The sequence below is a fragment of the Caulobacter sp. UC70_42 genome, from assembly GCF_044056025.1.
Classification (GTDB): Bacteria; Pseudomonadota; Alphaproteobacteria; order Caulobacterales; family Caulobacteraceae; genus Caulobacter.
This window is the reverse complement of record NZ_CP171994.1, coordinates 2,495,279-2,514,317: the sequence shown is the minus strand read 5'-3', so window position 1 is coordinate 2,514,317 and position 19,039 is coordinate 2,495,279. Positions and strand designations below refer to the sequence as shown.

The window sequence follows — 19,039 nt, the reverse complement described above, 5'->3', positions numbered from 1 at the left end:
CCGCCGCTTGCCTATTGTACGATCGTATAGCAACCTCTCCGCCTATTCTGGGGAGAGCGACACCATGGCCGAAACCACCACCCGCGACGCCGTGATCATCGGCGGCGGCCACAACGGCCTGGTCTGCGCCTTCTACCTGGCCAAGGCCGGGCTGAAGGTCACGGTCTGCGAGGCGCGCGGCGTGGTCGGCGGGGCGGCGGTGACCGAGGAATTCCACCCCGGCTTCCGCAACTCCGTGGCCAGCTACACGGTCAGCCTGCTGAACCCGCGGGTGATCGCCGACATGGGCCTGCACGACTACGGCCTGACCTTCCTGGAACGGCCGATCTCGAACTTCCTGCCGATCAGCGACGAGCGCTATCTGAAGCTGGGCGGCGGACTGGAGCGCACCCAGGAAGCGTTCCGCAAGTTCAGCTATCGCGACGCCGAGGTGCTGCCGGCCTACTACGCCATGCTGGACGAGATCGGCGACGTGCTGCGCGACTTCGCCCAGGAGACGCCGCCGAACCTGGGCGACGGCCTGCCCGGCGCGCTGCGAGCCTTGCGCCAGGGCGGTCGCCTGGCCATGCTTTCCCGGCAGAGGAAGCGCGACCTCTTGGACCTGTTCACCAAGAGCGCCCGCGACGTGCTGGACGGCTGGTTCGAGAGCGACGCGGTCAAGGCCGCCTTCGGCTTCGACGCCGTGGTCGGCAACTTCGCCAGCCCGGACTCGCCGGGATCGGCCTATGTGCTGCTGCACCACACCTTCGGCGAGGTGAATGGCAAGAAGGGCGCCTGGGGCCACGCGGTCGGCGGCATGGGCTCCATCACCCAGGCGATGGCGAAGGCGTGCGAGGCGGCGGGCGTCGAGATCCTGCTGAACGCGCCGGTCGAGGGCGTCCATATCGACGGCGCTAAAGCAGTCGGCGTGCAACTGGTCGACGGCCGCCAGATCATGGCCCCGATCGTCAGCGCCAATGTCAATCCGGCCCTACTGTACAAAAAGCTGGTCCCGCCGTCGGCCCTGACCGCCGACTTCCGCAAGACGGTCGACGGCTACAAGAACGGCTCGGGCACCTTCCGGATGAACGTGGCGCTGTCGGAGCTGCCCAGCTTCACCTGCCTGCCCGGCAAGGACGCCGCCGAGCACCACCAGTCGGGCATCGTGATCGCCCCCAGCCTCGACTACATGGACGCGGCCTATCGCGACGCCAAGGCGGACGGGATCAGCAAGGCTCCGATCGTCGAGATGCTGATCCCCTCGACCATCGACACCTCCCTCGCCCCCTCCGGGCCAGCACGTGGCCAGCCTGTTCTGCCAGCAGTTCGCCCCCACCCTGCCGAACGGCCGGTCGTGGGACGACGAGCGCGAGGCCGCCGCCGACCTGATCATCGACACGGTCGAAAAGTGGGCTCCAGGCTTCAAGGCCTCGGTGCTGGGCCGCACCATCCTGTCGCCGCTGGACCTGGAGCGGAAGTTCGGCCTGATCGGCGGCGACATCATGCACGGCCACATGTCGCTGGATCAGCTGTGGGCCACGCGTCCGTTCCTGGGCCACGCCAGCCACCGCGCGCCGATCGCCGGCCTCTACATGTGCGGCGCGGGCACGCATCCCGGCGGCGGGGTGTCTGGGAATCCGGGGCGGAACGCGGCGCGGGAGATCCTGAGGGACAAGGACTTCGCCACGGCGGTCAAGCTGTCGGTGGTGGGGCGATGACCATGCCTGGCACTGGCCCCTACCTGACCGCTTCGCGGTCGTCCGCCCCCGAAGGGGGCAGAAGGAAGCCCGCGACCTTCTTCCCCCTCCGGGGGAGGAGCGCGCAGCGCGGAGGGGGCCAGTGACCGCCATCCCCGAACGACGATCCCCAGGCCGACTGGGGCCTGCCCGGCTGGATCTACGGCTCCGAGCGCTTCTTTCGCGAGGAGCAGGACAAGATCTTCCGGCCGTCGTGGCAGATCGTCTGCCACCTGAACGACATTCCCAAGGCTGGCGACTTCCACACCTTCGACTTCGTCGGCGAGAGCCTGGTGGTGGTGCGCGGCAAGGACGGCGGAGCGCGGGCCTTCGCCAATGTCTGCCGCCATCGGGGCGCGCGGCTGCTGGACGGCCCTGTCGGTCGCTGTGGCGGCCGGATCGTCTGCCCCTACCACGCCTGGACCTACGACCTGGAAGGCCGGCTGATCGGCGTGCCGATGCGCGACGACTACCCGGCGCTGGACATGGCCAAGGAGGGCCTGGCCACGATCGAGACCGAGATCTGGCGCGGCTTCGTCTTCGTGCGGATTGAAGGCGAAGGGCCGTCGGTGGCGACGATGATGGCCCCCTACGAGGACGAGGTCGCCCACTACCGCTTCGAGGACCTGCAGCCGTTCGGCCGCGTGACGCTGCGGCCGCGCACGGTCAATTGGAAGAACATCAGCGACAACTATTCGGACGGGCTGCACATCCCCGTCGCCCACCCGGGCCTGACGCGGCTGTTCGGCAAGGGCTACGGCGTCGAGGCCCACACCTTCGTCGACAAGATGTGGGGCCAGCTGATCGACGAGCCGTCGGAGAGCCCGTCCGAGCGCCTGTACCAGGACCTGCTGCCCGACGTTCCGCACCTGCCCGGCGACCGCAAGCGGCTGTGGACCTATTTCAAGCTCTGGCCGAACTTCGCCTTCGACATCTATCCGGACCAGGTGGACTTCATGCAGTTCATCCCGATCTCGGCGGAGAAGACCATGATCCGCGAGATCGCCTACGCCCTGCCCGACGAGCGGCGCGAGATGAAGGCGGCGCGTTATCTGAACTGGCGCATCAACCGGCAGGTCAACGCCGAGGACACCGAGCTGGTGGCCCGCGTGCAGCAGGGCATGGCCTCACGCACCTTCACGGCCGGACCGCTGGCGACCAGCGAAGTGTCCTTGCGCAGCTTCGGCCGCAAGATGCGGGCGCTGATCCCGGAGGCTCGGATGGCAAGGCCGCCGGAGGGGTGGTGAGGGAGGGCTAGATCTTGCGCGCCGCCTTCACCCGCGAGACCGCCGACGTCCGCCGGCAAGCGCTCGTGGCCGCCGCCGAGACCGTGCTGGCGCGCGAAGGCGTCGGCGGAACGTCCGTCCGCGCGATCTGCGCCGAGGCGGGCGTCTCGCCGGGTCTGCTGCGGCACTATTTCGAGGGTGTCGACGAGCTGATCGCGGCGGCCTACGAGGCCGTCAGCCAGCGGATCGACGCGGCGCTGGACGCGGCGCTCGAAGCGGCCGGCCCGACGCCGCGCGAGCGCCTGCTGGCCTATCTCGGCGCCAGCTTCGCGCCGCCGGTGCTGGATCCGCGTCTGCTGGCCGCCTGGATCGGATTCTCGGAGCCTGGTGAAGACCAAGCCGCGCATCGCCGCGATCCACGCGGCGTCCTACGCGGACTTCCGGGCGCGTCTGGAAAAGTTGCTGAGCGAGGCGGACGTGACCGACACCCGCCTGGCCGCCATCGCTCTGACGGCGACCGTCGACGGCCTGTGGCTGGAGCTGTGCCTGGACCCAGCCACCTTCAGCCCGGAAGAGGCGCGCGCGGTCGTGACGCGCGCGCTGGAGAGCTGGCTGGCTTAAGCCGCAGCCGCCTGGTGCGCCGCGCGGTTGCGGCCCCACGAAGGCGTGCGGACTTCCGGCTCGTCGACGTGGACCTGGGCCTTGCGGCCCTGCTCGCGCATGTGGCGGGCCAGCAGCTGGGCCAGGGCCTCGGCTTCGTGCTGCGAGGAATAGCAGCCGATCAGTTCGGCCGAGTCGTTCCAGGTCACATGCCACACACCGGCGACCGGGCGGACGTAGTAGTGATTCTCGGTCATGGAGACCTCCTTGGACGTACTCAACGTGTGACTAACCACGTCGACATGACAGTTGTTTCGCTATCGCACAATCAAATTGCGTTGCGATGCACAATGCATGGTCCGGGCCACGGTCGACTGTGCCGAATTTCACAGCGGGCTAGGGGGCGTCCTTCACGACCGCCCCGCCCTTCATGACCTTGGGAATCCGGGTCAGGATCCCGATGTCCGCCAGCGGGTCGCCGGACACCGCGATCAGGTCGGCGTAGCAGCCGGCCGCGTCGCAGCCGACCTTGCCGGTCTTGCCCATCAGCTCGGCCGCCACGGTCGTGGCCGACTGGATCGCCTGCATCGGCGTCATGCCGTACTTGACCATGTAGGGCAGCTGGCGGGCGTTGAGACCGTGCGGATAGACGCCGGAGTCGGTGCCGTAGGCGATCTTGACCCCGACCTTCACCGCCTTGCGGAAACCCTCGCGCTGGGCCTCGGTGGTCTCAAAGTTCTTGCGAAGGGTCTCGGCCGGCCAGCCATGAGCCTTGCCGTATTCGTCGATCCAGTCGCCGTCATAGATGTCGGCCACCAGATACACGCCCTTGGCCTTCATCATGGCGATGGCCTCGTCGTCCATCAGCGAGCCGTGCTCGATCGAGCGGACGCCGGCCCGCATGGCGACCTTCATGCCCTCGGCTCCATGGGCGTGGGCGGTGGCGTAGGTCCCGCGCTTGGCGGCCTCCTCGACGGCGGCGCGGATCTCGTCTTCCGACAGCTCCATCTGGCCGGGTTCGGTGCCGACGGTCAGCACCGCGCCGGTGGCGATCAGCTTCAGGAAGTCGGCGTGATGCGCCAGAATGTTCGCGGCCTTGCGGTGGGTGTCGGCGGCGTCCTCGACCACCCCGACCCGCATCTCGGCCGGGATGCCGACGTCGGCGGCGATGCCGGTCACCTCCCCGCCGCCGCCGGGGACGGTGATATAGGCGCCGGCCACCGACATGCGCGGACCCGGGACGAGACCGTTGTTGATCGCGTCGCGCAGCGCCACGTCGCCGAACGCCCGCCAGGTCCCGACATCGCGCACGCTGGTGAAGCCGGCCATCAGGGTCTTGCGGGCATGGTCGGCGGCGATGAACGACTGGTAGGCGGCCGTGGTCAGCAGCGGCTCGGCGATGTTCTCGGTCTGCTCCTGGTCGACCAGATGGGTGTGCATGTCGATCAGGCCGGGCAGGACGGTCAGCTTGCTCCAATCCGTCAGCGGGCCGTCCGTCGGCGCCGTTTTCCAGGGCGTGACGGCGGTGATCGTCTCGCCCTCGACGCGGATCAACTGGTCGGTCAGCACCTTGCCGGCCCGCGGGTCGATCAGCTTGCCGGCGCGGACATAGGAGACCTGGGCGCTGGCGATCGTGGGGGACCAGCGCGGCCAGCAGGGCGAGGGAGGCGAGCTTCACGAGACAGTCTCCGGAAGAGCGGAACGCGCCGCGCGGGCGGTGAGAACGCGGACAGGCAGGCCGACCAGCAGCAGCACGACACCCCACAGCGTGGCCTGGGCGCCGGCGCCATAGAGCGTCCAGGCCGAATAGACCGCCGCCACGATGGCCAGCGCGGTCAGGAGCATCGAGGCGTCCATCCGATGCTTCTGTTGCAGTCGCAACGCCGCCAGGGCGCTGAACAGATAGGCGAACAGGCTGGCCGAGGTGGCCAGCAGGGCGATGAAGGTGAACAGGTCGGCCATCGACTTGGCGTAGTTCATCAGCACGAGGATGGTCAGCAAGACGCTGGACAGGACATGGGCCCGCACGGGCGTTCCGCGCTTGCCGGCCTTGCCCAGCCAGGCGGGGAACACCCCGTCGATCGCCATGGCGTAGGGCATCTCGCCCTGCAGCAGCACCCAGCCGTTCAGGGCGCCGAAGGCGCTGATCGCGGCGAAGGCGGCCAGAACCAGCCGCAGGTCGCCGCCGCCGTGATAGCCGACGAAGTCGGCGAACGGGGCGTTGGAGCCTTTCAGCAGGTCGGCGGGCGACAGCAGCACCACCGCCGAGCAGACGACCAGATAGATCAGCCCCGTGAAGGCCGTGCCGTAGAGGGTGGCGCGCGGGATGGTTCGGGTCGGCTCATGCACCTTGTCGGCGGGCACGGTGGCCGACTCCAGCCCCAGCAGGGCCCACAGGGTCAGGGTCGCGGCGGCGGTGATCCCGCTGGCCGACAATTGCGACGGCTCGAACGGCGTCACGGCCGCCCCGCCCCTGCGCGCCAGGATCACGACCGCCAGACCCGCCACAGCCAGCAGCGGAAGCAGCTTCAGGATCGTCGCGACCACCTGCAGCCGCCCGGCCGACCTGGAGCCCCAGCAGTTGACCGCCGTCAGCGCCCAGACCACGGCGACGGTGACCAGCGCAGCCAGCCCCGGAACCTTGGCGAGCGCCGGAAAGAACACCGACAGATAGCTGACCCCGCCGGTGGCGATGGCCGCGTTGCCGACCCACAACGAGATCCAGTAGGCCCAGGCGACCATGAAGCCGGCCGTCGGTCCGAACGCTTCCTGCGTGTAGGCCAGCGGTCCGCCGGCGCGGGGAAAGGCCTCGGCCAGGCGCGCGAAGACGAAGGCCAGGCACAGGGCGCCGCCGATGGTCACCAGCCAGGCGATGACGGCGTTCCAGCCATAGGGCGCCAGCGAGGCCGGCAACATGAAGACGCCCGAGCCGATCATGTTGCCCACGACCAGGGCGGTGCACATCCACAGGCCCAGCGGACGGGCGCTCGACGACGCCATGGATCCCCCTAACGCAAAGCGAAAAGGGGCGGCCTCTCGCGGACCGCCCCCCTACTCACCCCACCACCAACTAGAACGTCTTGCCGAGCCTGACCCCGATGGTCCGGGGCTGGTTCGGAACGATGTAGTACTGGGTCCCGCAGACGCTTTCGGCGCACTCGGCGTAGCGGTTCAGGCTGGCCCGCTTGTCGAAGGCGTTCTTCAGATAGATCGAGATCGACAGGCCGTCCTTGTCGATCCCGCTCGAGAAGTCGGCCGTCGTATAGCCCTTCTGCCGGCCGATGATGTTGCGCTCGACGATCCGCAGGTCGGTCCAGTTGCCGGACTGGCCGACGATCGAGCCCTGGGCGAAGGCGTTCCAGTCGGCGAGGCTGAACTCGTAGCGCGCCGTCAGGTTGGCCTTGTACTTCGGCGTGACGGGAAGGGCCGTCCCGTCCGGCGCTTGAGGCCCCTCCGGGAAGTCCGGATTGATCGTCCCGTCCTTGAGGTACTTCGGACAATCCGTGATGGGATTCCCGGTCGCCGTATCGACCTTACCGCAGTAGTTGGCGGCCAGCTTGGCGTCGGTATAGGCCGCCGAGGCGTTGATCGTCAGGCCGTGGACCGGTGCCCAGGTGACGTCGCTCTCGATCCCCTTGATCCGCGCCTGGTTGGCGTTCTTGATCTCGGTCAGGCCGTTGGCGCCCAGGATCGAGAACTGGAAGTTGCTCCAGTCCTCCAGATAGACCGTGCCGTTCCAGCGGAGGGTGTTGTTCAGCCAAGTGGTCTTCCAGCCAACCTCGTAGTTCTTCAGGTAGTCGGCGTTGTATGGCGGCAGGGTCGAGCGGCGATTGATGCCGCCCGGACGGAAGCCCTTCGAGTAGGTCGCATAGATCAGCTTGGAGCCGTCGAACTTGTAGGTCAGCGTCACCTTGGGAACGTTGCCGCTTTCCTTGACGCCCTTGTCCAGGTTCGTACAGGGCGAGCCCGGGACCACGGCCGGCTTGAAGCAGGCTCTTTCGCCGGTCGAGCCATAGCCGGCGCCGTAGCCATAGAAGCCGACCAGGGTGTTATGCGCCTTGAAGAAGCGTAGCCCGGCGGTCAGCATCAGCTTGTCGGTGATGTCGTACTCGGCCTGGCCGAACACGGCCTTGTCCCGGTCGACCCGGTTCTGCTTGGTCAGCCAGACGGTGCCGACATAGCCCGGCACCGACAGGTCGCTGCCCAGGCCGTCGATCTTGTAGTTCTGGAAGATCTCGTGCTTCTGCTTCTGGTAGAAGCCGCCGACCACGAACCGCAGCTTCTGATCCTGCGGGAAGCGATGCGGATCTCGTGGCTTTCCTTGCGGTAGTGATCCTGGCCCTGGATGTACTGTGACGGGTTCACCAGGTTGCCGGCGTTGTCCGTCCAGTAGAAGCCGTAGCCGACCTGATCGTAGAAGTACGAGTAGTCGGTGTAGTCCGAATTGGTGACGTCGTTCCGCTTCAGGTACGAGCCGGCGTAGGTGACGTCGAGATTGGCGATCTGGCCCTCGATGGTCATCGCCGCCTGGACCCACTTGTCCTTGGCGCTTTCCGGATAGAAGTGCGTGACCTTCAGGTCGCCGACCTTGGGATCGAAGGCGAACAGGCCGCCCGACTTCTGCACCTGGCCCATCACCGTGGGCGTGATCACCCAGTTGTCGTCGACCTCGATGCGCAGGGCCGCGCGGCCGCCCTGGGTGTAGACGCGGTTGTAGTTTTTCCGGACCCGGGCCTGATTGTTGATCGTGTAGTCGTTGGTCGGATCGGAGTCGCCGCGGTCGTAGGTGCGCGTGCCGGCCACGTTGTCGATATAGCCGGCGTCGCGGACGTCCCAGCCGACCAGGCGCACGGCGATCTTGTCGGACAGCGGGACGTTGACGAAGCCCTCCACCGTGTGGCCCGTGCCGCCGTGATCGACCTTGTTGGCCTCGACGTCGACGCCGGCCGAGAAGCCGGCGGTCGTCGGCTTGTTGGTGATGATCCGCAGGGTGCCGGCCTGGGAGCTGGCGCCGTAGAGGGTGCCCTGCGGCCCGGCCAGGGCCTCGACCCGGGCGACGTCATAGACGTGGATGTCCAGCGCGCCCTGGATGGTGGTGACCGGCTGTTCGTCCAGATAGACGCCGACGCTGGGCAGCGAGCCGGAGTGGTTGCCATCGCCGCCGCTGGCCACGCCGCGCATATAGACCTGACCGAAGCCTGGCCCCGAGGTCGTGAACGACACGCTGGGCAGGTACTTCACATAGTCGACGAAGGCCGAGACCTGCAGCTGTTCCAGCTTCTCGCCGCCCAGCGCCTGGATGCTGACGGGAACGTCCTGCAGATTTTCACTGCGCTTCTGCGCGGTGACGACCACCTCTTCCAGAGCGGTCGACGATTGCGGCGCCTGCGCCTGAGCGTAGGCCACGGTGGTGAACATGGTGGTGGCGAACAAGGCGGCGGAACAGACGCCCGCCTTCTTCAAACGAACCGATCCCAACGACATACAGTCGCTCCCCTTACGGCTTTGAAGGAACGACGTTCGACCCGCCTCAAGCGTCCGGCAAGATTGGAAATTTCAGTTTGATGTCAATTCCTTGAAGTGTTGCACAAATGGCAAGGCGCGACGGAGATGGTCAAATAACGGGCGCGTTCGGATAGGCGTCGAGGACCGGCCCCAATGCCTGCTTGAGGGGGTCCAGGTGCGATTCGAATTTCTGCCAGTGCTCGACCGCGTCCTTGAAGATCGGGCGGCGGACCTGCTCTGAACTGGCGGTGCGGACGGCGCGGTCGTTCTCGTGCGGCGACAGGCAAGCGGCCTCGAACGGCAGGCCGCAATGATCCAGCAGGGCGCGGATCTCCCGCTCCGGGTCCTCGATCAACGCCTCGTAGATCACCCGGTGCACGCGGCCCGGCAGCACGGCGTCGAAATGCGCCATCAGCTCCACATAGTCGGCGTAGTAGCGCCCGATGTCGGTCAGGTCGTAGGTGAAGCCCTGCCCGCGGGCGAAGTGCTGCTTGAAGCCCGAGAAGCAGCAGCCCAGCGGATGCCGGCGCGCGTCGATGATCTTGGCGTTCGGCAGGATCAGGTGGATCAGCCCGGCGTGCGCGAAGTTGTTGGGCATCTTGTCGATGAAGAACGGCCGGTCGGTCTTGCGCTGGACGCGGGTGCGCTCAAGGAATTCCTCGCCCAGCGCCTTCAGCGCCTCGGGCGACAGGTCGGCCAGCACCTCCGGATAGATCGAGTCGGCGCGGTTGGCGGTCTTGCCGCCCAGACGCCGGGCCATGACGATCAGGTCGGGCAGCTCCATCGTGCCCTCGACCATCGAGTGACTGGCCAGGATCTGCTCCACCAGGGTCGAGCCCGAGCGCGGCAGGCCGACCACGAAGATCGGATCGGGCGCCGGGCAGCCCTGCCCCGCCCGCGCCGCAACGAAGGCCGGGGTGAACACCGCCTTGGTGCGGGCGGCGTCGGCGGCGTTCTCCTCGGGATCATAGGCCAGCTGCTTCCGGCGGATCGCCGCGCCCTCGGCGTAGCGCGCGAACGCCTCGTCCCAGCGGCCGGCGTCTTCGAACGCCTTGCCCAGGGCGTAGTGCAGATGCAGGCGGTCGTCTTCCGGCAGGTCCTCGCTCGCCAGGGCCGCCGCCATGGCCTCGAGATCGGCGTCGGTGAACTTGACCGTCTTCAGGTTGGCGAGACTCCACCAGGCCTCGCCCATGGTCGGCAGCAGGGCCAGGGCCTGGCGATAGGCCGCGACGCTGTCGGCCTGGCGGCCCACGGTCTTGAGGGCGTGGCCGTAGCTCATCCAGCCCTTGGGCTGGTTGGGATAATCGACCAGCACCCGCTCGTAGATCGCGATCGCCTTCTGGTACTCGCCCAGCCGCGCCAGGATCGCCGCGCGCAGGTTGGCATAGCCCGGATGGCGCTCGTCCTTGGCGGTCAGGGTCTCGATCTCGGCCAGAGCCTCGGCGTTCTTGTTCTGGCGATAGAGGACGGTCGCCAGGTTGTGACGGGCGCCGGCGAAGCCGGGCGCGATCTCGACACAGCGCGCCAGCAGAACCTCCGCGTCGGGATAGCGGCCCTGGCGCGACAGGGTCTCGGCCAGCATGCGCAGGGCCGCCGGCTCGTCGGGACGGGTCGCCAGCAGGCCGCGCAGGATCGTCTCGGCCTCGGCCAGCTTCTCGTCGATCATGGCGGCGGCGGCGTTCATCAGCAGCGGATCGCGCACGCCGCCCTTGATCTGGCGATCGCGGGCGGCCTCGGCGCCCTCGTCGTCGCCGAGACGCCGCAGCACCTCGGCCAGGCCGCGCCAGGCCTCGGTGTTCTGGGCGTCGGCGGCGAGGCTGCGTTTGAAGGCGGCGGCGGCGGCGCGGTCGTGGCCGCGCGCGGCCAGGGTCAGGCCATGCTCCAGCTGAATCTCGGGCGCGGCGGGAAAGGCGCGGGCCAGCGGATCGATCGTCCGCAGCGCCGCGTCGACCTCCTCGGCCAGACGCAGGGCCGTGGCCAGCAGCAGGGTCGCTCCGGCGTGACGCGGCACGGCCTCCAGGATCGCCCGCGCCTGCTCGGCCGCCAGCCTCGGGTCCACCTCCAGCAGCCGTTGCGCGTGCGCCATGGCCGTGGCGAGGCCGCCCGTCGGCGCGGAGGTGGTGGTGGCGGACATGCGGAACCCGAACTTCTCAAGAGCGACGATCGGAGGACGCCCCGCGCCGCTTGTCAATCGGACGGGCGCTTCGGCCCGCTACAGCCGGTCCCGCAGCGCGTACCAGGTCAGACCGGCCACGGTCAGCGGCCACCGCAGCAGGCGTCCGCCAGGGAACGGCGGCGTGGGCAGGCGCGCCAGCAGGTCGGCGCCGCCCGTCTCGCCCAGCGCGGCGTCGGCCAGCAGCTTGCCGACGCGGGGCGCCAGCATCACCCCCTGCCCGGAATAGCCGGACGCCGCGCGGACGCCCGGCGCGATCTCGCCGACGAAGGGCATCCGGCTCATGGTGATGCCCAGGGTCCCGCCCCAGGCGTGGGTGATCGGGACATCGGCCAGCCGCGGATAGACCTTGGCGAGGTTCTTGCGGACCATGCCGGCGATGTCGCTGGGAAACCCCGGCCGGTAGTTCTCGCCGCCGCCGAACAGCAGCCGGCCGTCGGGCGTCTTGCGGAAGTAGTTCACGACGAACCGGCTGTCGGCCACCGCCGCGTTGGAGCGGATGATCGTCTCGGCCAGATCGCCCAGCGGCGCGGTGACGGCGATGAAGTTGTTGATCGGCATGACCCGCGCGCGGGCCCCGCCGGCCATGGCGTTCAGCAGGCCATCGCCGCTGAGGATCAGTTGATCGCAGGTCACCCGGCCCAGCGCGGTCTCGACGACGATCCGGCCGCCTTGGCGGGTCCAGCTTTCGGCGCGGGTGTGCTCGTGGACCACCGCCCCCGCCGCCATCGCCGCGCGCGCCATGCCCAAGGCCAGCTTCAGCGGATGGACATGGCCGCCGCCGCGATCGATCAGGCCGCCGTGATAGACGTCCGTCCCCAGCTCGGCGGCGAGATCGGCCTCGTCGATCAGCGCCAGTTGGTCATAGCCATAGCGGTCCGCCATCAGCGCGACGTGGCCAGCGTCCTCGGCCTCGCCGTTCGGCTTGTGGCGGGCGTGGATCATGCCCGGCCGCCAGTCGCAGTCGATCGTGTCGGTCAGGGTCTTGAAGCGCGCGCGGGCGTCCTCGGCTAGTCGCCACAGCGCCAAGGCGTCGTCACGGCCGACGGCCTTCTCCAGCCAGGCCTGGTCGCGCCGCTGGCCGGTATGGACCTGTCCGCCGTTGCGCCCGGTGGCCGCGCCGCCGACCTGGCCCGCCTCCAGCACCACGACCTTGGCGCGCGAGGCCAGGGCCATGGCGGCGCCGAGCCCCGTGAAACCGGCGCCGACAATGCAGACATCGGCCTGAACGTCGCCGTCGAGCGGCGCCAGGTCGGGACGGCCATGCGCGGTGGACTCGTACCAGTTCCCCATCATCGCTTGCCCCCACCTGACCGCTTCGCGGTCGTCCGCCCCCGGAGGGGGCGGAAGGTGCGCCACGCCCTTCTTCCCCCTTTGGGGGAGGAGGGCCGCAGGCCCGGAGGGGGTGAGTAATCCTCAAACATTCAGCAGCAGGAACTCCCGCTCCCACGGGCTGATCGTGCGCATGAAGGTCTCATACTCGGCCTGTTTCACGCGGTCATAGGCCTGGCAGAAGATCGGCCCCAGGATCTCGACCAGCGGCTCGCACTGTTCGAACAGCTTGAGGGACTCCGACAGGCTGCGCGGCAGCTGCACGCCGGCCACGCTGGCGTCGGTCGCGACCGGATCGCTCGGCGTCAGCCCCTGGGTCATGCCCAGATAGCCCGCCGCCAGCGAAGCCGCGATGGCCAGGTACGGATTGGCGTCCGATGACGGGATGCGGTTCTCGAGACGCCGGTTCTCCGGCCCGGACGGCGGGACCCGCAGGCCGCAGGTGCGGTTGTCATAGCCCCACTGGGTGTTGACCGGGGCCCCGCTGTCGCGCGCGATGCGGCGGTAGCTGTTCACGTACGGCGCCAGGATCGCCATGATCGCCGGCAGATAGGTCTGCTGGCCGGCGATGAAGCCGTGGAACAGCGCCGTCTCCTCGCCCTTCTTGTCCGAGAAAAGGTTCTTGCCATCCTTGTCGACGATCGACTGGTGGATGTGCATGGCGCTGCCGGGCTCGCTGGCCATCGGCTTGGCCATGAAGGTGGCGTAGATCTCGTGCTCAAGCGCCACCTCGCGGATGGTGCGCTTGAACATGAACACCTGGTCGGCCAGCTCCAGCGGATTGCCGTGACGGAGATTGATCTCCATCTGGGCCACGCCGCTTTCGTGGATCAGGGTGTCGATCTCCAGGCCCTGGCGCTCGGAATATTCGTACATGTCCTCGAACAGCGCGTCGAACTCGTTGACCGCGCTGATCGAGTAGCCCTGCCGCCCGGTCTCGGGCCGGCCCCGATCGCCCGATGGGCGGCTTGAGCGGGTAGTCGGGGTCGGTGTTCTTGTCGACGAGGTAGAACTCTATCTCCGGCGCGACGATCGGCACCCAGCCCTTCTCGGCGTACAGCGCCAGCACCCGCCGCAGCACCTGGCGCGGCGCCTCCTCGACCGGACGGCCGTCGGGGTGGAAGGCGTCGTGGATCACCTGGGCGGTCGGATCCTGGGCCCACGGCACGGCGGCCAGGGTCGCGAAGTCCGGGGTCAGGAAGATGTCGGTGTCGGACTGCACCGCGCTGACCGCGCCCTCGAACTCGGGAAAGTCACCGGTGATGGTCTGGTAGAACACCGCCAGCGGCAGGTTCATCGACGGCGTCCCCAGGAACTTGCGCACCGGCATGATCTTGCCGCGCGCCACCCCGGCCAGATCGGGGACCACGCACTCGATCTCCTCGATGCTCTGGCGCGCGAACCAGGCCTGGGCCTCCTCCAACGACGAAACGCCCCGATTGAGCGTGGTCTCGCGCTTGGCCTTGTTGTGCTTGGGCTTCATGACGCGCTCCAAAAGCTCGGTTTTTCCCGATTTGTTCTCGGAAAGTTTCTGCTATCGTAGGGCATGGCCGAGCCTGATCCCGACATCTTCGACGAAGTGGAAGACGAGGCCGAACGTCTTGCCGAGGCTGAAGCCGACGCCGATATAGCGGCGGGTCGGGTTGTCCCGCATGAGCAGGTGCGAGAGTGGCTGTTGTCCCTTGGAACGCCTGACCAGCTGCCCACGCCATATTCGTGGCGAAAGTAGTCTGGACCGACCGCGCTTTCGCGGACGTCGAAGCGATCGTCGCCTACATCGTCAGCCAGTCGAAACCCCTCGCCGCCCAGCGTCTCGGTCAGAAACTGGCGGCGGTTGGCGACAGTCTCGAAAGGCATTCTGATCGCGGCCGCGCCATTTCGCGGGGCCGACGCGAGATCACCGTCGTCACGCCCTACCTGCTGCGCTACCGCATCGTCGGCGACCAGGTCTTCATCCTGGAAGTCCGCCACGGCGCACGCCGCTCCTCCTAACCTCATGACACCGCCTCCGGCTTCAAGGCGCGAAGCACGGGCTCGGCCTCGTCCAGCGACTGGCGGATGATGGCGACAAGTTTGTCGATCTCGGCGTGGGTGATGATCAGCGGCGGGCAGCAGACGATGCTGTCGCGGATGGCGCGGACCATCAGGCCGTTCTTGATGCAGAGGTCGCGCACGATCGGGCCGGCCTCGCCCTCCTTGTCGAGGAAACGATGGTTGGTGCCCTTCTCGCGGACGATCTCGACCGCGCCGATCAGGCCCAGCGAGCGGGTCTCGCCCACCAGCGGATGGTCGTTGAGGGTCGCCAGGGCCTTGGCCAGATAGGGACCGGTGTCGTCGCGGGTGCGCTCGATCAGGCCCTCGCGCTCCATGATCTCGATGTTCTTCAGCGCCACGGCCGCGCAGGTCGGGTGGCCCGAATAGGTAAAGCCGTGGATGAAGTCGCCGCCCTTCTCGCGCAGCTCGGCGACGATATGGTCGGCCACGCCGACGGCCGAGATCGGCAGGTAGCCGGACGACAGGCCCTTGGCCATGGCGATCAGGTCCGGCTTGATCCCGTAGTGCTGGTGGCCGAACCACTGGCCCAGGCGGCCGAAGCCGCAGATCACCTCGTCGCAGACCAGCAGGATGCCGTACTTGCGGCACAGGGCCTCGACCGCCGGCCAGTAGCCGTCCGGCGGGATGATCACCCCGCCCGCCCCCTGCACCGGCTCGCCGATGAAGGCGGCGACATTCTCGGGGCCGACCTCGAGGATCTTGTCCTCGATGGCCTTGACGGCGCGGTCGCGGAAGGCGGCCGGGTCCTCGCCGAAGCCGTCGCCGAACGGATAGGGCTGCATGACGTGCTCGACGCCGGGGATCGGCAGGTCGCCCTGCACGTGCATGTGCTTCATGCCGCCCAGCGAGACCCCGGCCACGGTCGAGCCGTGATAGGCGTTCCAGCGGCTGATGAAGACCGTCCGCCGCGGTTCGCCCTTGAGTTTCCAATAGTGGCGGACCAGGCGGAAGACCGTGTCATTGGCCTCCGACCCCGACGAGTTGAAGAATACGTGGCTCAGATGGCCGCCCATCTTGCTCGCGATCTTGGCCGCAAGGGTCACGGTCGGGGGCGTCGCGGTCTTGAAGAAGGTGTTATAGTACGGCAGCTCCAGCATCTGCTCGTAGGCGGTCTCGGCCAGCTCGACGCGCCCATAGCCGACATTGACGCACCACAGGCCGGCCATGCCGTCGAGGATCTGGTGACCGTCCCCGTCATGGATATAGACACCGTCGGCGCGGGTGATGATCCGGCTGCCGCCCAGCTCGGCGATGACCTTGTGGTCGGCCTGGGCCGGCAGATGGTGGGCCAGGTCCAGGCGCCGGAGCTCGGCGATGTCGTGGTTGCGGATCGGGACGGTCATTTCACTGTAACTCCTGCGTTTCCTCAATCACTTGCCCCCACCTGACCGCTTCGCGGTCGTCCGCCCCCGGGAGGGGGGCGGAAGGTTCGCGCGGCGTCCTTCTTCCCCCTTCGGGGGAGGAGCGCGTAGCGCGGAGGGGGGCCAGTGAGCCCTATGACAACAGCACCGCCGGCGAGCAGGCGTGCCAGCACAGCCACACCGTCTCGCCCAGCTTGAAGTCCTCCTGGTCCCAGCGGGTCAGGTTCGAGCGCTGGACCTTGATCCGACGCCCACCGGCGATCTCGACCTCGTAGGTCGATTGGCCGCCCAGATAGGCTTCGTGCTTGATGACGCCCGCGATGGCGTTGGTCCCTTGCGGGCAGTCGCCGAGATTGGGCGGCGTGTCGCCGTCCTTCTTGTGCAGCTCGATCTTCTCGGGGCGGATCGCCGCCCAGACCGTGCCGCCGCGCGGGCCGGTGACGCCATGGTCCAGGAAGATGTCGACCGGCAGGTCCGGAGAGCGGATCACCGCGTGGCTGGGCTCGTCGACGGCCAGCACGCCCTCGAACAGGTTCACCTGGCCGATGAAGTCGGCGACGAACCGGCTGTTGGGGAACTCGTAGAGGTCGCTGGGGGTGGCCACCTGCTGCAGCAGGCCCCTTGCTCATCACCGCGCAGCGGGTCGCCAGGGCCAGCGCCTCGTCCTGGTCGTGGGTGACCATGATGAAGGTGATGCCGACCTTCTCCTGCAGGGTGCAGAGTTCAGTGCGCATCTGCTCGCGCAGCTTGGCGTCCAGGGCCGAAAGCGGCTCGTCCAGCAGCAAGACGCGGGGCCGTTTCACCAGCGCGCGGGCCAGCGCCACGCGCTGACGCTGGCCGCCGGACAGCTGGTCGGGCTTGCGGTCGCCGTAACCGCCCAGCTGCACCAGTTCCAGCGCCTCCTCGACGCGCCGCTCGCGCTCGGCCTTGCCGACCTTGTCGACCACCAGGCCGTAGGCGACGTTATCGGCCACGCTCATGTGCGGGAACACGGCGTAGGACTGGAACACCATGTTCACCGGCCGCTTGTTGGGCGGGATGTTCGAGATGTCCTGGCCGTCGATCAGGATCCGGCCCTCGGTGGGCGTCTCGAAACCGGCCAGCATCCGCAGCAGGGTGGTCTTGCCGCAGCCCGACGGTCCCAGCAGGGCGAAGAACTCGCCCTCGGTCACGGTCAGGGAGACGTTGTCGACCGCCGCCAACTTGCCGAAGCGCTTGGTGACGTTCTCGAAGGTGATGATCGGCTTGCTCATTTGGCGTCCCCCGCCCCATGCCCCGCCGTGGCGGCCGGGTCCCCCTGCAGTTTCAGCGCCGCCGCGGTCAGCAGCACGGTCAGCACGATCAGCACCGTCGAGGCCGCGTTGACCTCCGGCGTCACCGAGAAGCGGACCATCGAATAGACTTTCACCGGGAAGGTCACCGTGTCCGGGCCGGCGGTGAAGAAGGTGATGACGAAGTCGTCCAGGCTCAGCGTGAAGGCCAGCAGCGCCCCGGCCACCAGCGACGGCGCCATGTGCGGCAGGATCACGTCCTTGATGGTGCGGAACTCGCCGGCCCCCAGGTCGCGGGCGGCCTCCTCCATCTCGCGATTGAAGCTGGCCATGCGCGCGCGCACCACCACCGCCACGAACGGGAACGAGAACGACACGTGGGCGATGATGATCGCCCCCAGGTTCAACGGCCACGGCAGCCCCTGCGGCCAGGGCATGACGCGGGCGAAGAACACCAGCATGGCCACGCCCATGCAGATCTCGGGCACCACGATCGGCAAGGCCAGGGCGCCGTCCAGGGCCGTCTTGCCCGGGAAGCGGAAGCGCCACAGCAGCAGGGCCGCCGAGGCGCCGAGGATCAGGCTGATCACCGTCGAGGCCGCCGCGATCGTCAGGCTGTTGCCGAACGCTTCCAGCAGGGCGGAGTCGTTGAACAGCTTGTCGTAATATTTGAGCGTGAAGCCCTTCCAGACGATGTTGCGCCGGCTGTCGTTGAAACTGAACGCCATCAGGGCGACCAGCGGCGCGTAGAGAAAGATCCCCACCATCGCCAGCCAGGCCTGCATAGGCCAGCGGCGGAGGTACTCGAGCGGACCGGGCGGGCTGCGCTTGCTCATCCCTTGGCCTCCGGGGTCTTCTTGGCCAGCACCGCCTGGATCGCGATGGCGATGAAGGTCAGGTACATCAGCACGAACGACATGGCCGCGCCGAACGGCCAGTCGTTGGCGCGCTTGAACTGGCGCTCGATGACATTGGCGATCATCTGGCTGTCGGGGCCGCCCAGCAGGTCCGGCGTCAGATAGGCGCCGAGGGCCGGGATGAAGGTGATCAGGATTCCCGAGGCGATGCCCGGCAGGGCCAGCGGCACGACCACCTTGAACAGGGTCCGCATGTGGCCTGCGCCGAGGTCCAGGCTGGCCTCCAGCAGCGACTTGTCCAGGCGGTCGAGGGCCGAATAGAGCGGCAGCACCATGAACGGCAGGTGGACGTAGACGAGGCCCAGGATCACCGCGAAATTGTTGTGCAGCAGCCCCAGCGGCTGGAAGTCGCCCAGCGGTTGGAGCCCCACCAGCGCCGCCAGACCGCTGCCGCCCTTCCACAGCCATTCCAGGCCCTGGTTGACGTAGCCCTCTGTGCGCAGGACGGCGATCAGGGCGTAGGTGCGGATCAGGAGGTTCGTCCAGAACGGCAGCATGATCATCAGCAGCAGCCAGGTCTTGGCCTTGTCTGACGCGAAGGTGATGGCCAGGGCGACCGGAAAGCCCAGCACCAGGCACAGGCCCGTGGTCAGCCCCGCCACCCAGGCCGACTTCAGGAAGATCTTCAGATACAGCGGCTCGATCGCCCGGGCGTAGTTGTGGAACGTGCCGGTGATGGCGATCTGGGTCAGGCCCTCGTTGTGGCCGAAGCTGTAGGCCCAGACGATCGCCATCGGCGCCAGGAAGAACACCACCAGCCACACCAGCGGCGGTCCCAGCGCGGCGGCGAAGACGGCCTTGGCCTGTTTCCAGCTCTGCTCCATCAAGATCCCCGCTTTCGTGGATCCTCCCTCGCGATGCGGGGGAGGTGGCCCAGAGGGCCG

The 19,039-nt window shown here is 68.0% G+C and carries 11 protein-coding genes and 6 pseudogenes; 6 read left to right on the top strand and 11 right to left on the bottom strand.

From position 1 onward, the window contains the following. Nucleotides 1–64 precede the first annotated feature (64 nt). From ACHMW8_RS12650 to ACHMW8_RS12635, 4 genes and pseudogenes are all read left to right on the top strand, one after another. A pseudogene (locus ACHMW8_RS12650) lies at nt 65–1,697 on the top strand (phytoene desaturase family protein). Nucleotides 1,698–1,734: 37 nt separating this feature from the next. Beyond that, a pseudogene (locus tag ACHMW8_RS12645) lies at nt 1,735–1,815 on the top strand (hypothetical protein); the annotation flags it as partial. A 46-nt stretch (nt 1,816–1,861) separates the two neighbouring features. Continuing rightward, nucleotides 1,862–2,962, top strand: a complete 1,101-nt coding sequence (locus ACHMW8_RS12640) for an aromatic ring-hydroxylating dioxygenase subunit alpha (protein WP_395445964.1) — start codon at nt 1,862–1,864, stop codon at nt 2,960–2,962. 11 nt (nt 2,963–2,973) lie between these two features. Beyond that, a pseudogene (locus ACHMW8_RS12635) lies at nt 2,974–3,562 on the top strand (TetR/AcrR family transcriptional regulator). On the opposite strand, the gene ACHMW8_RS12630 reads toward ACHMW8_RS12635, so the two are convergent. From ACHMW8_RS12630 to ACHMW8_RS12600, 7 genes and pseudogenes are all read right to left on the bottom strand, one after another. Continuing rightward, nucleotides 3,559–3,798: a hypothetical protein gene (locus ACHMW8_RS12630; protein ID WP_125155932.1), complete on the bottom strand. Its 240-nt coding sequence runs from the start codon at nt 3,796–3,798 to the stop codon at nt 3,559–3,561. The pseudogene ACHMW8_RS12635 and the gene ACHMW8_RS12630 sit on opposite strands and share 4 nt — an antisense overlap. Nucleotides 3,799–3,937: 139 nt before the next feature. Beyond that, nucleotides 3,938–5,173: an amidohydrolase family protein gene (locus ACHMW8_RS12625; RefSeq protein WP_395445963.1), complete on the bottom strand. Its 1,236-nt coding sequence runs from the start codon at nt 5,171–5,173 to the stop codon at nt 3,938–3,940. Nucleotides 5,174–5,215: 42 nt separating this feature from the next. Further along, a complete protein-coding gene (locus ACHMW8_RS12620; RefSeq protein WP_395445734.1) occupies nt 5,216–6,541 on the bottom strand; it encodes an amino acid permease in 1,326 nt (441 codons plus the stop codon). A gap of 70 nt (nt 6,542–6,611) precedes the next feature. Further along, a pseudogene (locus tag ACHMW8_RS12615) lies at nt 6,612–9,025 on the bottom strand (TonB-dependent receptor). A gap of 130 nt (nt 9,026–9,155) precedes the next feature. Beyond that, on the bottom strand, nt 9,156–11,180 hold the full coding sequence (locus tag ACHMW8_RS12610; RefSeq protein ID WP_395445733.1) for a sulfotransferase: 2,025 nt from the start codon (nt 11,178–11,180) through the stop codon (nt 9,156–9,158). Between the two features lie 78 nt (nt 11,181–11,258). Continuing rightward, nucleotides 11,259–12,515 carry an NAD(P)/FAD-dependent oxidoreductase gene (locus ACHMW8_RS12605; RefSeq protein ID WP_395445732.1) on the bottom strand — a complete coding sequence of 419 codons (1,257 nt, stop codon included), beginning with the start codon at nt 12,513–12,515 and terminating at the stop codon, nt 11,259–11,261. Nucleotides 12,516–12,635: 120 nt separating this feature from the next. After that, nucleotides 12,636–14,034 (bottom strand): annotated as a pseudogene (locus tag ACHMW8_RS12600) (glutamine synthetase family protein). Nucleotides 14,035–14,097: 63 nt separating this feature from the next. On the opposite strand from ACHMW8_RS12600, the gene ACHMW8_RS12595 reads away from it, so the two are divergent. Next, nucleotides 14,098–14,280 (top strand): antitoxin, encoded by a 183-nt coding sequence (locus tag ACHMW8_RS12595; RefSeq protein ID WP_395445731.1) that lies wholly within the window; start codon nt 14,098–14,100, stop codon nt 14,278–14,280. Continuing rightward, a complete protein-coding gene (locus ACHMW8_RS12590) occupies nt 14,268–14,543 on the top strand; it encodes a type II toxin-antitoxin system RelE/ParE family toxin (protein ID WP_395445730.1) in 276 nt (91 codons plus the stop codon). Before ACHMW8_RS12595 ends, ACHMW8_RS12590 begins: the two co-directional genes overlap by 13 nt. A 2-nt stretch (nt 14,544–14,545) precedes the next feature. On the opposite strand, the gene ACHMW8_RS12585 is transcribed toward ACHMW8_RS12590, so the two are convergent. The 4 genes and pseudogenes from ACHMW8_RS12585 to ACHMW8_RS12570 form a co-directional block, all read right to left on the bottom strand. Next, nucleotides 14,546–15,949 carry an aspartate aminotransferase family protein gene (locus ACHMW8_RS12585; RefSeq protein ID WP_395445729.1) on the bottom strand — a complete coding sequence of 468 codons (1,404 nt, stop codon included), beginning with the start codon at nt 15,947–15,949 and terminating at the stop codon, nt 14,546–14,548. A gap of 151 nt (nt 15,950–16,100) precedes the next feature. Continuing rightward, nucleotides 16,101–17,220: pseudogene (locus ACHMW8_RS12580) on the bottom strand (ABC transporter ATP-binding protein). Then, nucleotides 17,217–18,074 (bottom strand): ABC transporter permease, encoded by an 858-nt coding sequence (locus ACHMW8_RS12575; RefSeq protein ID WP_125155921.1) that lies wholly within the window; start codon nt 18,072–18,074, stop codon nt 17,217–17,219. The pseudogene ACHMW8_RS12580 and the gene ACHMW8_RS12575 overlap by 4 nt, the downstream one beginning before the upstream one ends. Next, entirely contained in the window at nt 18,071–18,979 is a 909-nt protein-coding gene (locus tag ACHMW8_RS12570; protein ID WP_125155920.1) for an ABC transporter permease, read from the bottom strand. Before ACHMW8_RS12570 ends, ACHMW8_RS12575 begins: the two co-directional genes overlap by 4 nt. Between the last annotated feature and the right edge of the window lie 60 nt (nt 18,980–19,039).

Bases quoted from the DNA above. Each gene is read 5' to 3' on its own strand.
- ACHMW8_RS12630 (WP_125155932.1), bottom strand. From the start codon at position 3,798: ATGACCGAGAATCACTACTACGTCCGCCCGGTCGCCGGTGTGTGGCAT.
- ACHMW8_RS12605 (WP_395445732.1), bottom strand. From the start codon at position 12,515: ATGATGGGGAACTGGTACGAGTCCACCGCGCATGGCCGTCCCGACCTG.
- ACHMW8_RS12570 (WP_125155920.1), bottom strand. From the start codon at position 18,979: ATGGAGCAGAGCTGGAAACAGGCCAAGGCCGTCTTCGCCGCCGCGCTG.
- ACHMW8_RS12610 (WP_395445733.1), bottom strand. From the start codon at position 11,180: ATGTCCGCCACCACCACCTCCGCGCCGACGGGCGGCCTCGCCACGGCC.
- ACHMW8_RS12575 (WP_125155921.1), bottom strand. From the start codon at position 18,074: ATGAGCAAGCGCAGCCCGCCCGGTCCGCTCGAGTACCTCCGCCGCTGG.
- ACHMW8_RS12585 (WP_395445729.1), bottom strand. From the start codon at position 15,949: ATGACCGTCCCGATCCGCAACCACGACATCGCCGAGCTCCGGCGCCTG.
- ACHMW8_RS12620 (WP_395445734.1), bottom strand. From the start codon at position 6,541: ATGGCGTCGTCGAGCGCCCGTCCGCTGGGCCTGTGGATGTGCACCGCC.
- ACHMW8_RS12595 (WP_395445731.1), top strand. From the start codon at position 14,098: ATGGCCGAGCCTGATCCCGACATCTTCGACGAAGTGGAAGACGAGGCC.